Origin of the sequence: Klebsiella sp. PL-2018 (assembly GCF_019048985.1) — a bacterium.
GTDB classification, from domain to species: domain Bacteria; phylum Pseudomonadota; class Gammaproteobacteria; order Enterobacterales; family Enterobacteriaceae; genus Klebsiella; species Klebsiella michiganensis.
Genome location: NZ_CP077673.1, coordinates 315,074 through 329,157 on the forward strand (window position 1 = coordinate 315,074; position 14,084 = coordinate 329,157).

General features: G+C 56.4%; 10 protein-coding genes and 1 pseudogene. 2 read left to right on the plus strand and 9 right to left on the minus strand.

The features are described from left to right. The first annotated feature begins 9 nt into the window (after positions 1 to 9). Together rpoC and dcuB are read left to right on the plus strand one after the other, a co-directional pair. On the plus strand, positions 10 to 4,233 hold the full coding sequence (rpoC, locus tag MKleb_RS01465) for a DNA-directed RNA polymerase subunit beta' (protein ID WP_004097649.1): 4,224 nt from the start codon (positions 10 to 12) through the stop codon (positions 4,231 to 4,233). Between the two features lie 396 nt (positions 4,234 to 4,629). Next, a complete protein-coding gene (gene dcuB, locus MKleb_RS01470) occupies positions 4,630 to 5,970 on the plus strand; it encodes an anaerobic C4-dicarboxylate transporter DcuB (protein ID WP_064378463.1) in 1,341 nt (446 codons plus the stop codon). A 43-nt stretch (positions 5,971 to 6,013) separates the two neighbouring features. Here the strand turns inward: dcuB and MKleb_RS01475 are convergent, their stop codons facing one another. From MKleb_RS01475 to thiC, 9 genes and pseudogenes are all read right to left on the minus strand, one after another. Next, on the minus strand, positions 6,014 to 6,331 hold the full coding sequence (locus MKleb_RS01475; RefSeq protein WP_004097651.1) for a PTS lactose/cellobiose transporter subunit IIA: 318 nt from the start codon (positions 6,329 to 6,331) through the stop codon (positions 6,014 to 6,016). Positions 6,332 to 6,334: 3 nt separating this feature from the next. Continuing rightward, a complete protein-coding gene (locus MKleb_RS01480) occupies positions 6,335 to 6,640 on the minus strand; it encodes a PTS sugar transporter subunit IIB (protein ID WP_004097653.1) in 306 nt (101 codons plus the stop codon). Positions 6,641 to 6,812: 172 nt separating this feature from the next. After that, a pseudogene (locus MKleb_RS01485) lies at positions 6,813 to 8,322 on the minus strand (diguanylate cyclase). A gap of 320 nt (positions 8,323 to 8,642) precedes the next feature. Beyond that, entirely contained in the window at positions 8,643 to 9,776 is a 1,134-nt protein-coding gene (gene thiH, locus MKleb_RS01490) for a 2-iminoacetate synthase ThiH (RefSeq protein WP_217076406.1), read from the minus strand. Further along, a complete protein-coding gene (gene thiG / locus MKleb_RS01495; protein WP_049083967.1) occupies positions 9,773 to 10,543 on the minus strand; it encodes a thiazole synthase in 771 nt (256 codons plus the stop codon). Before thiG ends, thiH begins: the two co-directional genes overlap by 4 nt. A 1-nt stretch (position 10,544) precedes the next feature. Further along, positions 10,545 to 10,745, minus strand: a complete 201-nt coding sequence (gene thiS / locus MKleb_RS01500; protein ID WP_025107534.1) for a sulfur carrier protein ThiS — start codon at positions 10,743 to 10,745, stop codon at positions 10,545 to 10,547. After that, the gene (locus MKleb_RS01505) at positions 10,729 to 11,484 is read right to left on the minus strand and encodes a HesA/MoeB/ThiF family protein (protein ID WP_032747403.1); all 756 of its coding nucleotides are present in this window, start codon (positions 11,482 to 11,484) and stop codon (positions 10,729 to 10,731) included. The genes thiS and MKleb_RS01505 overlap by 17 nt, the downstream gene beginning before the upstream one ends. Continuing rightward, positions 11,477 to 12,112: a thiamine phosphate synthase gene (gene thiE, locus MKleb_RS01510; protein ID WP_049083965.1), complete on the minus strand. Its 636-nt coding sequence runs from the start codon at positions 12,110 to 12,112 to the stop codon at positions 11,477 to 11,479. The genes MKleb_RS01505 and thiE overlap by 8 nt, the downstream gene beginning before the upstream one ends. After that, positions 12,112 to 14,007, minus strand: coding sequence for a phosphomethylpyrimidine synthase ThiC (thiC, locus tag MKleb_RS01515; RefSeq protein ID WP_163586443.1), 1,896 nt, complete (start codon positions 14,005 to 14,007; stop codon positions 12,112 to 12,114). Before thiC ends, thiE begins: the two co-directional genes overlap by 1 nt. Positions 14,008 to 14,084: the final 77 nt, after the last annotated feature.

Below are 14,084 nucleotides of genomic sequence, written 5' to 3' on the forward strand. Positions count from 1 at the left end.
AGCAAATCCGTGAAAGACTTATTAAAGTTTCTGAAAGCGCAAACTAAAACCGAAGAGTTTGATGCGATCAAAATTGCTCTGGCATCGCCAGACATGATCCGTTCATGGTCTTTTGGTGAAGTTAAAAAGCCGGAAACCATTAACTACCGTACGTTCAAACCTGAGCGTGACGGCCTTTTCTGTGCGCGTATTTTCGGGCCAGTAAAAGACTACGAGTGCCTGTGCGGTAAGTACAAGCGCCTGAAACACCGCGGTGTGATCTGTGAGAAGTGCGGCGTTGAAGTGACCCAGACTAAAGTGCGCCGTGAGCGTATGGGCCACATCGAGCTGGCGTCTCCGACCGCCCACATCTGGTTCCTGAAGTCTCTGCCGTCCCGTATCGGCCTGCTGCTCGATATGCCGCTGCGCGATATCGAACGCGTGCTGTACTTCGAATCCTATGTGGTTATCGAAGGCGGTATGACCAACCTGGAACGCCAGCAGATCCTGACTGAAGAACAGTATCTGGATGCGCTGGAAGAGTTCGGTGACGAATTTGACGCGAAGATGGGTGCGGAAGCTATCCAGGCCCTGCTGAAGAGCATGGATCTGGAGCAAGAGTGCGAAACTCTGCGCGAAGAGCTGAACGAAACCAACTCCGAAACCAAGCGTAAGAAGCTGACCAAGCGTATCAAACTGCTGGAAGCGTTCGTACAGTCTGGCAACAAGCCGGAGTGGATGATCCTGACCGTTCTGCCGGTTCTGCCGCCAGATCTGCGTCCGCTGGTTCCGCTGGATGGCGGTCGTTTCGCGACTTCTGACCTGAACGATCTGTATCGTCGCGTCATTAACCGTAACAACCGTCTGAAACGTCTGCTGGATCTGGCTGCGCCGGACATCATCGTACGCAACGAAAAACGTATGCTGCAGGAAGCGGTCGACGCCCTGCTGGATAACGGTCGTCGCGGTCGTGCGATCACCGGTTCTAACAAACGTCCTCTGAAATCTTTGGCCGATATGATCAAAGGTAAGCAGGGTCGTTTCCGTCAGAACCTGCTCGGTAAGCGCGTTGACTACTCCGGTCGTTCTGTTATCACCGTAGGTCCATACCTGCGTCTGCATCAGTGCGGTCTGCCGAAGAAAATGGCGCTGGAGCTGTTCAAACCGTTCATCTACGGCAAGCTGGAACTGCGTGGCCTCGCCACCACCATTAAAGCCGCTAAGAAAATGGTTGAGCGTGAAGAAGCTGTCGTTTGGGATATCCTGGACGAAGTGATCCGCGAACACCCGGTACTGCTGAACCGTGCACCAACCCTGCACCGTCTGGGTATCCAGGCATTTGAGCCGGTACTGATCGAAGGTAAAGCTATTCAGCTGCACCCGCTGGTTTGTGCGGCATACAACGCCGACTTCGATGGTGACCAGATGGCTGTTCACGTACCGCTGACGCTGGAAGCCCAGCTCGAAGCGCGTGCGCTGATGATGTCTACCAACAACATCCTGTCTCCGGCGAACGGCGAACCAATCATCGTTCCGTCTCAGGACGTTGTACTGGGTCTGTACTACATGACCCGTGACTGTGTTAACGCCAAAGGCGAAGGCATGGTGCTGACTGGCCCGAAAGAAGCTGAGCGTATTTATCGCGCTGGCCTGGCCTCTCTGCATGCGCGCGTTAAAGTGCGTATCACCGAATACGAAAAAGATGAAAACGGCGAGTTCGTTGCGAAAACCAGCCTGAAAGATACGACCGTTGGTCGTGCCATTCTGTGGATGATCGTACCGAAAGGTCTGCCTTTCTCCATCGTCAACCAGGCGCTGGGTAAGAAAGCCATCTCTAAGATGCTCAATACCTGCTACCGTATTCTGGGCCTGAAACCGACCGTTATTTTTGCGGACCAGACGATGTACACCGGCTTTGCTTATGCAGCGCGCTCAGGTGCATCCGTTGGTATCGATGACATGGTCATCCCGGAGAAAAAATACGAGATCATCAGCGAAGCGGAAGCGGAAGTTGCTGAGATTCAGGAGCAGTTCCAGTCGGGTCTGGTTACCGCTGGCGAACGCTACAACAAAGTTATCGATATCTGGGCCGCGGCGAACGATCGTGTATCCAAAGCGATGATGGACAACCTGCAAACTGAAACCGTTATTAACCGTAACGGCGAAGAAGAGCAGCAGGTCTCCTTCAACAGCATTTACATGATGGCCGACTCCGGTGCGCGTGGTTCTGCTGCACAGATTCGTCAGCTTGCCGGTATGCGTGGTCTGATGGCGAAGCCGGATGGCTCCATCATCGAAACGCCAATCACCGCGAACTTCCGTGAAGGTCTGAACGTACTCCAGTACTTCATCTCCACGCACGGTGCGCGTAAAGGTCTGGCGGATACCGCACTGAAAACGGCGAACTCCGGTTACCTGACTCGTCGTCTGGTTGACGTTGCGCAGGACCTGGTCGTGACTGAAGACGACTGTGGCACCCTGGAAGGCATCACCATGACCCCGGTTATCGAGGGTGGCGATGTTAAAGAGCCGCTGCGCGATCGCGTACTGGGTCGTGTGACCGCTGAAGACGTTCTGAAGCCGGGTACGGCGGACATTCTGGTTCCACGCAACACGCTGCTGCACGAGCACTGGTGCGATCTGCTGGAAGAGAACTCCGTTGACTCCGTCAAAGTGCGTTCCGTTGTATCCTGTGACACCGACTTTGGTGTATGTGCGCACTGCTACGGTCGTGACCTGGCGCGTGGCCACATCATCAACAAAGGTGAGGCTATCGGCGTTATCGCGGCACAGTCCATCGGTGAGCCGGGTACACAGCTGACGATGCGTACGTTCCACATCGGTGGTGCGGCATCTCGTGCGGCTGCTGAGTCCAGCATCCAGGTGAAAAACAAAGGTAGCATCCGTCTGAGCAATGCGAAGTCGGTTGTGAACTCCAGCGGTAAGCTGGTTATTACTTCCCGTAATACCGAGCTGAAGCTGATCGACGAATTCGGTCGTACCAAAGAGAGCTATAAAGTGCCTTACGGCTCCGTTATGGCGAAAGGTGATGGCGAGCAGGTTGCCGGCGGTGAAACCGTAGCAAACTGGGATCCGCACACCATGCCGGTTATCACCGAAGTGAGTGGTTTTGTCCGCTTCACTGACATGATTGACGGCCAGACCATTACTCGTCAGACCGACGAGCTGACCGGTCTGTCTTCTCTGGTGGTTCTGGATTCTGCAGAGCGTACCACTGGCGGTAAAGATCTGCGTCCGGCGCTGAAAATCGTTGATGCTCAGGGCAATGACGTTCTGATCCCTGGCACCGATATGCCTGCGCAGTACTTCCTGCCGGGTAAAGCGATTGTTCAGCTGGAAGATGGCGTCCAGATCAGTTCTGGTGACACCCTGGCGCGTGTACCGCAGGAATCCGGCGGTACCAAGGACATCACCGGTGGTCTGCCGCGCGTTGCCGACCTGTTCGAAGCGCGTCGTCCGAAAGAGCCGGCAATCCTGGCTGAAATCAGCGGCATCATTTCCTTCGGCAAAGAAACCAAAGGGAAACGTCGTCTGGTTATCACCCCGGTAGACGGTAGCGATCCGTACGAAGAGATGATTCCTAAGTGGCGTCAGCTCAACGTGTTCGAAGGTGAACGCGTAGAACGTGGTGACGTGGTTTCCGACGGTCCGGAAGCGCCGCACGACATTCTGCGTCTGCGTGGCGTGCATGCTGTGACTCGTTACATCGTTAACGAAGTTCAGGACGTGTACCGTCTGCAGGGCGTTAAGATTAACGATAAGCACATCGAAGTTATCGTTCGTCAGATGCTGCGTAAAGCGACCATCGAAAGCGCCGGTAGCTCCGACTTCCTGGAAGGCGAACAGGTTGAATACTCTCGCGTTAAGATTGCTAACCGCGATCTGGAAGCGAACGGCAAAGTGGGTGCAACATTCTCCCGCGATCTGCTGGGTATCACCAAAGCGTCCCTGGCAACCGAATCGTTCATCTCTGCCGCATCGTTCCAGGAGACCACCCGTGTCCTGACCGAAGCAGCCGTTGCGGGTAAACGCGACGAACTGCGTGGCCTGAAAGAGAACGTTATCGTGGGTCGTCTGATCCCGGCCGGTACCGGTTATGCGTACCACCAGGATCGTATGCGCCGTCGCGCAGCGGGCGAACTGCCAGCAGCGCCGCAGGTCAGCGTGGAAGAAGCTTCTGCTAACCTGGCAGAACTGCTGAACGCGGGTCTGGGCGGTTCTGACAACGATTAATCGTTGATTCGCTAAACGCTCAAAAAGCCAGTCAGGTCACCTGACTGGCTTTTTTATTGCCTGCCAGTTTATTCCGTCTACTTTTTTATTACATTTTATTGATGTAATAGCTGCAATTAATTAGCAAATATAAACCACTCCTATAATGATTTATTTCCATGACTGTTTTTCATCTTCAATGAAAGGGTGAAAATTCTACGCGTGTCAAAAAATAAGCACCGCAAACGCTATATAGTCAAAAAACTAAAATAATCATGTGATTACTTTCCCGGTTCTTTTCGGTTTACCGCAGCCGAGGGGATTGTTACGCCTGTTAAAAGGCGATGGAGGAGGTGAACTAATAAAAACAAAGCGGAGAGTATTGTCGTTATTTAATGGATAGCTTCTGGGGGATGTATGGAATTTGCTATACAACTTATCATTATCTTAATGTGTTTGTTCTATGGTGCGAGAAAGGGCGGCATTGCGCTCGGTCTTTTAGGCGGCATTGGGCTAGTTATCCTGGTCTTTGTTTTTCACCTGAAGCCTGGAAAACCGCCCGTCGATGTCATGCTGGTCATTATCGCCGTCGTGGCGGCATCGGCGACGCTGCAGGCTTCTGGTGGTTTAGACGTGATGCTGCAGATTGCCGAGAAACTCCTGCGGCGAAACCCGAAATATGTCTCGATCGTCGCGCCATTCGTCACCTGTACGCTGACGATTCTTTGCGGCACGGGGCACGTGGTATATACCATTCTGCCGATTATTTATGATGTCGCTATCAAAAATAACATCCGTCCGGAGCGACCCATGGCCGCCAGCTCGATCGGCGCGCAGATGGGGATTATCGCCAGCCCGGTTTCCGTGGCGGTTGTCTCGCTGGTGGCAATGCTTGGCAACTTTACCTTTAACGGCAAGCACCTTGAATTTCTCGACCTGCTGGCGATAACCATTCCGTCCACGCTGCTGGGGATTCTGGCCATTGGTATCTTCAGCTGGTTTCGCGGCAAAGACCTCGATAAAGACGAAACCTTCCAGGCCTTTATTGCGGTACCGGAAAACCGTCACTACGTGTACGGGGACACGGCCACGCTGCTGGATAGAAAGCTTCCGACCAGCAACTGGATTGCGATGTGGATTTTTCTGGCCTCAATCGCGGTTGTCGCCCTGCTCGGCGCCTTCTCCGAACTGCGTCCGGCATTCGACGGTAAGCCGCTGTCGATGGTGCTGGTGATCCAGATGTTTATGCTGCTCTCTGGGGCGCTCATCATCATCATTACGAAAACGAATCCGGCTTCGATCTCCAAAAATGAGGTGTTCCGTTCCGGGATGATCGCTATCGTTGCCGTGTACGGCATCGCGTGGATGGCGGAAACGATGTTCGGCGCGCACATGACCGAGATTAAAGGCGTGCTCGGGGAGATGGTGAAGGAGTACCCGTGGGCCTACGCTATCGTTCTGCTGCTGGTATCGAAGTTTGTCAACTCCCAGGCGGCTGCGCTGGCGGCGATCGTTCCGGTGGCGTTGGCGATCGGCGTCGATCCGGCCTACATCGTCGCTTCCGCGCCCGCCTGCTACGGCTATTACATTCTGCCGACCTACCCAAGCGATCTGGCGGCGATTCAGTTCGACCGCTCAGGTACCACGCATATCGGCCGCTTTGTGATTAACCATAGCTTTATTCTGCCAGGGCTCATCGGTGTCAGCGTCTCTTGCGTCTTTGGCTGGGTATTTGCGGCGATGTACGGATTTCTTTAAGAGGATACGGGCGCCGGTAGCGGCGCCTGTTAAGTCGTTGACGTTATTGTGCGAGCGGAATTCGGCGATAGAGCTCAATCATGTCGGTAGCCAGATCCTGAATGACCATCGCGTTCATCAGGTGGTCCTGAGAGTGTACGGTAATCAGGTTAACCGGAAGCTTGCCGCTGCCTTCATCCATGCCAATCAGCTGGGTCTGGATTTTATGCGCATGCTTGACGAATTCATGGGATTCCGCCATTGCCTGTTCGGCCGCAGCAAAATCGCCTTTACGCGCCAGCTGCAGAGCGGTTAACGCCGAGCTGCGCGCAGAACCGGCGTTAACCAGCAGCTCCATGATGATTGTTTCTAAATCTTCCATCTCTTACTCCATCAGCTTCAGGGCTTTATCAAGCACGGCATCGCCTTTCATCATGCCGTAATCCATCATATCGATGACGGCGACTTTTTTACCAAACGGGTCGGCCATTGCCTGTAGCTTGGCCTGCTCGTACTTCACCTGAGGGCCGAGCAGGATAATATCGGCAGCGGCAAGATTATCTTTAAACTCGGCAACCGGTACGGCTTTGATGGAGACTTCCACGCCTTTTTGTTGCGCAGCGGCCTGCATACGTTGAACCAGCATGCTGGTGGACATTCCTGCGGCACAGCATAAAACGATATTCTTCATAATTGTTGGCCCTTATGTTCCTTGATGTACCATCTTTATCGCGGGCAGGCGGGCGGGACAACCGCTTTACGGTGATTGTGTGTAAGTCATCACAAAATAATGAAACCGGTTTCGGTTCTGGGGGAGAAAACGCTAAAAGCCGCGTCCGACAGGCCTGAAACGGTGGGCTCTGTTAAGCGCGGACGATGCGATTCTTGCCCTGCTGCTTGGCTTTATACAGCGCTTCATCAACGCGTACGACAAGCTGCTCCAGGGGCTCCATATTCCATTCCCCCAGTCCCGCGCTGAAGGTGACCGTTAGCCCTTCTTCACGCCAGGAGCGCAGCGCAACGCGGGCCCGCCAGCTCTCCAGCAGCATCAGGGCGTCATCGCTATGTCCGGTGGTAAAGATCACCGCAAACTCTTCGCCGCCGTAGCGGTAAAGCGAAATTTGCAGGGGCTGGAGGATTTGCAGCCCTTCCCGGGCGACATTGCGCAGCACGATATCGCCGTTGAGGTGACCCCAGGTGTCGTTTATCGTTTTGAAGTTATCAATATCAACCAGCGCAAGAGAGAAGGGCTGATGATCGTTCATCAGCGCGGCGATTCTTGCAGCCGGTTAGCGCGTCGATGGTCGCCTGGCGAACGTAGGTTAACTCACGCTGCTTATTGCTCTCGATGGCTTTGCTGAGCATCGCTTCCAGCCGCGGGGCGCGCTGAACATCCCCGGTTTTAATCGCATTAATGATGTTCATCAACACCGTACGTGAAGCATGGCGCAGATACAGCCCAAACAGCACGATAACGATCGCGGCCAGGGCAAAGCTCCAGGCGACGATATCCGTTTCATGGCGCGTTAAGTTGACCAGCGTCGAGTTATCGACCCGATAAATAACAAACCAGTCGGGGTTGGTAAAGGAGTAGTAATAGTACCAGGTGTCCGTATTGGTATCGTAAAGCTGGCCTTCGCCGCTGGTCATTCTGTCCATCAAGGCTTCACTGACGTAGGGTTTAAATAAAGCGCCGGGGTCGGGATGGAGAACGACTTTACCATCGCGTTGCACCACAAAAAATTCCCCCTGGACGGGTGCAACCATCTGCCGTAACGCGTAGCCCATTGAGGTGAGATCGAGATGAAACGCGAGACTGCCCTTTAGCCGTCCCTCCGGAGAAATTATGGGTTTGTAGACGGTAATCGTCGGATGATGCGTGAAGTAGTCGTTGTACGGGCTGGTATACAGACTGAAGGTACTGGCTTCCGCTTGCTTAATAAACCACGGCCTTGTTTTGGCATCGAAGGACTGGCTGTCTTCGGTTTCCAGAACCTCGGGCGCGCGCAGATAGTGCCCATTGGTATCCGCCAGCGAGATGGACGAAACGGTCTGCATCATATTTTGCAACTGCATAAGCTGCATCAACCCTTTTTCCGGATTGACGTTAACTGCCTCATTCAGCGCATCGTTGCGGGCAAAGAAAGTGGCGGCACGGGTGAGGATAAAGTCGTTGCCCTGCAGCAGCGTCTCCGTGTAGTTGGTCGCCATATTGTGGGTAAAATTGCGATTAATATGATGATAATCTTCGAGAAAATCGTTCCTCTGCGTCGTCGTGGCAAACACCGCTATCAGCAAGAAGCTGAATAAAATACCCGCAAATCCGATGATAATCGGCGTGGTGAAAGAGAGCTTTCTATTATGACGAGCCATGAGTCGTAAATCGTTCCAGAAGCGTTAAACCGTGGGTGGAGACGCAGGTTTAGCCAGCATGCCTGCTGAGCGAATCAGATAAAACTCCGGTAATTATAACGCTGACGTTGTGATATGGACTGATTAATATTCGATATTGATGGAATTACCGTTGCCGCAAAGAGGCGGGAGCAGGGCGAAAAGGAGGAAGAGTGAATATTCGCCCTGGTCAGCGTCCGCTGCTGACAGGGGCAGAATAGAGAAACGGGAACAGGGCCACAATCTCCCGTTTCTCTTATTACGATCGTGCATGAAGAACGTTTAAGAAATTACATTCGTTATCATGACGATTGGGAGGCGCGTCCCAGCCAGCTGTCCCAATCCTTCCATACCGGCTGTAGACCGCTGGCCACCAGCGCGCTGGCGACCTCTTCCGGACGGCGGTCATCGTGAGGCGCGAACTGCTCCAGCTCCGGATGGTTATCGGCATACCCGCCGGGCTGGGTTTTCGAAAAGGCGCTGACGTTGTTGATGGCCAGCGGGATCACCCGATCGCGGAACCAGGGGGATTCGCGGGTGGAGAGCGAGAGTTCCACTTCCGGAGCCAGCAGGCGGAAGGCGCAAATAGTTTGCACCAGCTGCCGTTCATCCATTAATGAGGCGGGCTCGATACCCCCCGCGCAAGGCCGCAGTCGTGGGAAGGAGATGGAGTAGCGGCTGCGCCAGTAATGCTGCTGGAGCCACAGCAGATGCTCCGCCACCATAAAGCAGTCCACCCGCCAGCTGTCGGAAAGGCCAATAAGTGCGCCAAGGCCAATTTTATCAATCCCCGCCTGCCCAAGCCTGTCCGGCGTATCCAGCCGCCAGAAGAAGTCCTGCTTTTTCCCTTTCAGATGGTGTTTCGCATACATGCTTTCATGATAGGTCTCCTGATAGACCATCACCCCGTCCAGACCGAGGGTTTTCAGCTCGGCGTACTCTTCCATCGCCAGCGGCTGGACCTCCATATGCAGCGAGGCGAACTGGCGGCGAATCGCGGGCAGATGTTGACGAAAGTAGTCCATGCCGACCTTGCCCTGATGTTCGCCGGTCACCAGCAGCAGATGCTCAAAGCCCATTTCGCGGATCGCCGCGCATTCACGGGCTATTTCCGCCTCATCCAGAGTCTTGCGCTTGATGCGGTTACTCATTGAGAAACCGCAGTAGGTACAGTCGTTGGCGCAGAGATTAGAGAGATACAGCGGGACATAAAAGCTGACGGTATTACCAAAACGCTGGCGAGTCAGGCGCTGAGCGCGCTGGGCCTGAGGCTCCAGATAGTCCGCGGCGGCGGGGGAGAGCAGGGCCATCATATCGTCACGGCTGAGCTGTTTTGCCGCCAGGGCGCGTTCAACGTCGGCGGGGGTTTTCCCGTTGATTCGCAGGCGAATATCATCCCAGTCCAGCTGTCGCCAACGGTCAGTGAAGGTGTTCATATCCGCGCCTCCAGAAAGCCGGTAAGCGGGCTGGTGGCCTGCGCCTGCGCGCTGCGCGCGCCCGGGCCTGCCTGTTGGGCCAGCAAGCCGGCATCGATCGCTAAACGGAAGGCCCGCGCCATGGTTACCGGATCGTCGGCAACGGCGATGGCGGTATTCACCAGTACCGCGTCAGCACCCATTTCCAGCGCCTGCGCCGCGTGGCTCGGCACGCCAATACCCGCGTCAACGACTACCGGCACCGTGGCCTGCGCGATAATAATCTCCAGCATCGCTTTAGTTTCCAGCCCCTGATTGGAGCCGATGGGCGCGCCGAGCGGCATCACCGCCGCGCAGCCCGCTTCTTCAAGGCGCTTGCACAGCACCGGGTCGGCGCCGCAGTAGGGCAGCACCACGAAGCCTTCCCGTACCAGAATCTCCGCCGCTTTCAGCGTTTCGATCGGATCGGGGAGCAGCCAGCGGGCGTCCGGATGAATTTCCAGCTTCAGCCAGTGGGTGCCCAGCGCCTCCCGCGCCAGGCGGGCGGCAAATACCGCCTCTTCCGCCGTTTTAGCGCCGGAGGTGTTGGGCAGCAGGCTGACGCCGGCCGCCAGCAGCGGCGCGAGGATCGCGTCATTATGCTGACGGAGATCGACGCGCTTCATCGCCAGCGTCACCAGCTGGCTGCCGGAGGCGCGAATGGCCTCCACCATGACGTCGGGGGCGGCGAATTTACCGGTGCCGGTGAAAAGATGTGACTCAAAGGTTTTATCCGCAATACGTAACATGTCAGCCTCCAGCGATAACCTGAAAAAGCAGGATTTGATCGCCTTCCTGTAAGAGATGATCTTCCCACCGTTCACGCGGCAGGATGCGTTGATTGAGCGCCAGCGCGACGCCCGGCTGCTGCTGTTCCAGCTGCGTGAGCAGATCGGCGACGGAGGTCGCTTCGGCGCACTGCAACGGTTCATCGTTAAACCATATCCGCATGCTGCCCTCCGCATACCGGACAGCCCTGAGCCCGCTGGAGCGCGAGAGTACGCCAGCTGCTGGTTCGGGCATCGAACAGGCGCAGCGTGTTCCGCGGGGCCATCATGCCGGCGAGCAGCTTGATGGCCTCCAGCGCCTGTAGGGTACCCATCATGCCAACCACCGGACCGATAATGCCCGCCGTACGGCAGTTGCGCTCAGGCTCGTTAGCGTCCGGCCACAGACAGCGATAGCAGCCCTGCTCCCACGGCGGCGTCAGTACCATCAGCTGCCCCCCAAGCCCGACGGCGCTGGCGGTAATCAGCGGCGTTTTAAGCGCGACGCAGGCGGCGTTGATCGCCTGTCGGGTCGCCATGTTATCGGTGCAATCCAGTACCACATCGGCCTTCGCCACTTCATCCCGCAGGGCCTTTCCGCCTAACCGCTGCTTCAGCGCAATCAGTTCAATCTGCGGATTTAACTGAGCCAGCCGGGCCCTGGCGGCCGTGGTTTTAGGCTGAGCGATATCCTCGCTGGTGAACAAAATTTGTCGCTGCAGGTTACTGACGTGCACGTCGTCGTCATCGACCAGCACCAACGTGCCGACGCCAGCGCCGGCAAGATAGAGCGCGGCGGGAGAGCCCAGCCCGCCGAGACCCACGATCAACACCCGGCTGGCCAGCAGCATTTGCTGGCCTTCAATGGCGATATCCTCCAGCAGCAGCTGGCGGCTATAGCGCATAAAATCGCTGTCATTCATCACCGGCTCCCGCTATCTCGAGCAGCCGGGCCGTTGCCTGTCGCCAGTCGGCCGCCTGAGTAATGGCGCTGACCACCGCAACGCTGCCGACGCCGGTCGCCAGTACCGCCGGGGCGCGCTCAAGGCTGATGCCGCCAATCGCCACGGTTGGATAATCCCCGAGTCGCTGAATATGCTGCGCCAGCTGATCCAGCCCCTGAGGGGCGGAAGGCATCTGCTTGGTTTGCGTTGGAAAAACGTGCCCAAGCGCGATGTAAGAGGGACGCGCCGCCAGCGCGATATCAATTTCCATATCGTCATGCGTCGAAACGCCAAGACGCAGCCCGGCGTTGCGGATGGCGCTGAGGTCGGTCGTTTCCAGATCCTCCTGGCCTAAATGCACGCCGTAAGCCTGATGTTTGATGGCCAGGCGCCAGTAATCGTTAATAAACAGCCGCGCATGGTATTTGCGTCCCAGGGCGATAGCGGCAACGACATGCTCTTCAACCTCACTATCGCGTTTATCCTTGATGCGCAGCTGGAGAGTGCGAACGCCCGCGACCAGCAGGCGTTCGATCCACGCGACGCTATCGACGACTGGATAAAGCCCCAGGCGGAAAGGGACGGATGGAAAATCGGGTTGATACATCAGGCTTCCTCCTTACGTAGATAGATTTCACCGCCGCGGGCGCGAAAGTTATCCGACATATCGGCCATCCCCACTTCGATGGTCTGCGCGGCGGCGTAGTCGCGAACTTCCTGGCTTATCTTCATTGAGCAGAATTTAGGGCCGCACATGGAGCAGAAGTGGGCCACTTTGCCTGACTCCTGCGGCAGGGTTTCGTCGTGGTAAGCGCGTGCGGTGAACGGGTCGAGCGCCAGATTAAACTGATCTTCCCAGCGGAACTCGAAGCGCGCTTTCGACATGGCGTTATCGCGGATCTGCGCGCCGGGGTGGCCTTTGGCGAGATCGGCGGCGTGGGCGGCAATTTTGTAGGTAATCAGACCCTGCTTAACGTCTTCTTTATTCGGCAGGCCGAGGTGCTCTTTTGGCGTCACGTAGCAGAGCATCGCGCAGCCGAACCAGCCGATCATGGCGGCGCCAATTCCCGAGGTGAAATGGTCATAGCCCGGCGCGATATCGGTGGTTAGCGGCCCTAAGGTGTAGAACGGCGCTTCGTGGCAGTGCTCCAGCTCTTCGGTCATATTGCGCTGAATCATCTGCATCGGCACGTGGCCCGGGCCCTCGATCATCACCTGTACGTCGTACTCCCAGGCGATTTTGGTCAGTTCGCCCAGGGTGTGCAGTTCGGCGAACTGCGCTTCGTCGTTGGCATCCTGAATCGAGCCGGGACGCAGACCGTCGCCCAATGACAGCGAGACGTCATAGGCGGCGCAGATTTCGCAGATTTCGCGGAAATGCTGGTAGAGGAAATTCTCTTTGTGATGGGACAGGCACCATTTCGCCATGATTGAGCCGCCGCGGGAGACGATGCCGGTCAGGCGCCTGGCGGTCATCGGCACGTAGCGCAGCAGCACGCCCGCATGGATGGTGAAGTAGTCCACCCCCTGTTCCGCCTGCTCGAGCAGCGTATCGCGGAAGGCTTCCCAGGTGAGATCTTCGGCGATCCCGTTGACCTTCTCCAGCGCCTGGTAGATCGGCACCGTACCGATCGGTACCGGACTATTGCGCAGGATCCACTCGCGGGTCTCGTGAATATAGCGGCCGGTGGAGAGGTCCATGACCGTATCCGCTCCCCAGCGCGTCGCCCACACCAGCTTCTCGACCTCTTCTTCAATCGACGAAGTGACCGCCGAGTTGCCGATATTGGCGTTAACCTTCACGAGGAAGTTGCGGCCAATAATCATCGGTTCGGATTCCGGATGATTAATATTGGCCGGGATAATCGCGCGCCCGGCGGCGACTTCAGCGCGCACAAACTCCGGGGTGATATTCTCCGGCAGCCGCGCGCCAAACCCAACGCCCGGATGCTGCTGGCGCAGCACTTCGCCACGAATACGCTCGCGGCCCATATTCTCGCGAATGGCGATGAACTCCATTTCCGGGGTGACAATCCCCTGACGGGCGTAGTGCAGCTGCGTCACGCATTTCCCGACGATGGCGCGCCTGGGCGTGAGCAGGCCGGTAAAGCGCAGTTCGTTGAGGCCATCATCCGCCAGCCGCTCTCTGGTATAGGCCGAGCTGCGATCGCTGAGTGCTTCGCAGTCGCGGCGCGCATCAATCCACGGCTGACGCAGTTTTGCCAGACCCTGCTGAACGTTAATCGCGACGTGCGGATCGCCATAGGGGCCGGAGGTGTCATAGACCGGAATAGCTTCGTTCGCTTCGTACTGAGGATTATCTTTGCTGCCGCCGATAAGCGTCGGGCTCAGCTGAATTTCGCGCATCGGTACGCGAATATCTTCCTGCAAACCGGGGATATAGATGCGCTGCGAATTGGGAAATGCGGTACCTTCCAGGGTGTCGATAAAGCGCTGGGCGCGTTCGCGTTGCTCTCGACGCGTGAGTTTGGTTGTAGACATAGCTCATTCCAGTTAAACAGGATATGGCTTGCCAGACGACGGATGGAGTAACAGATGCGATCGGCCCTGAAGAGGCA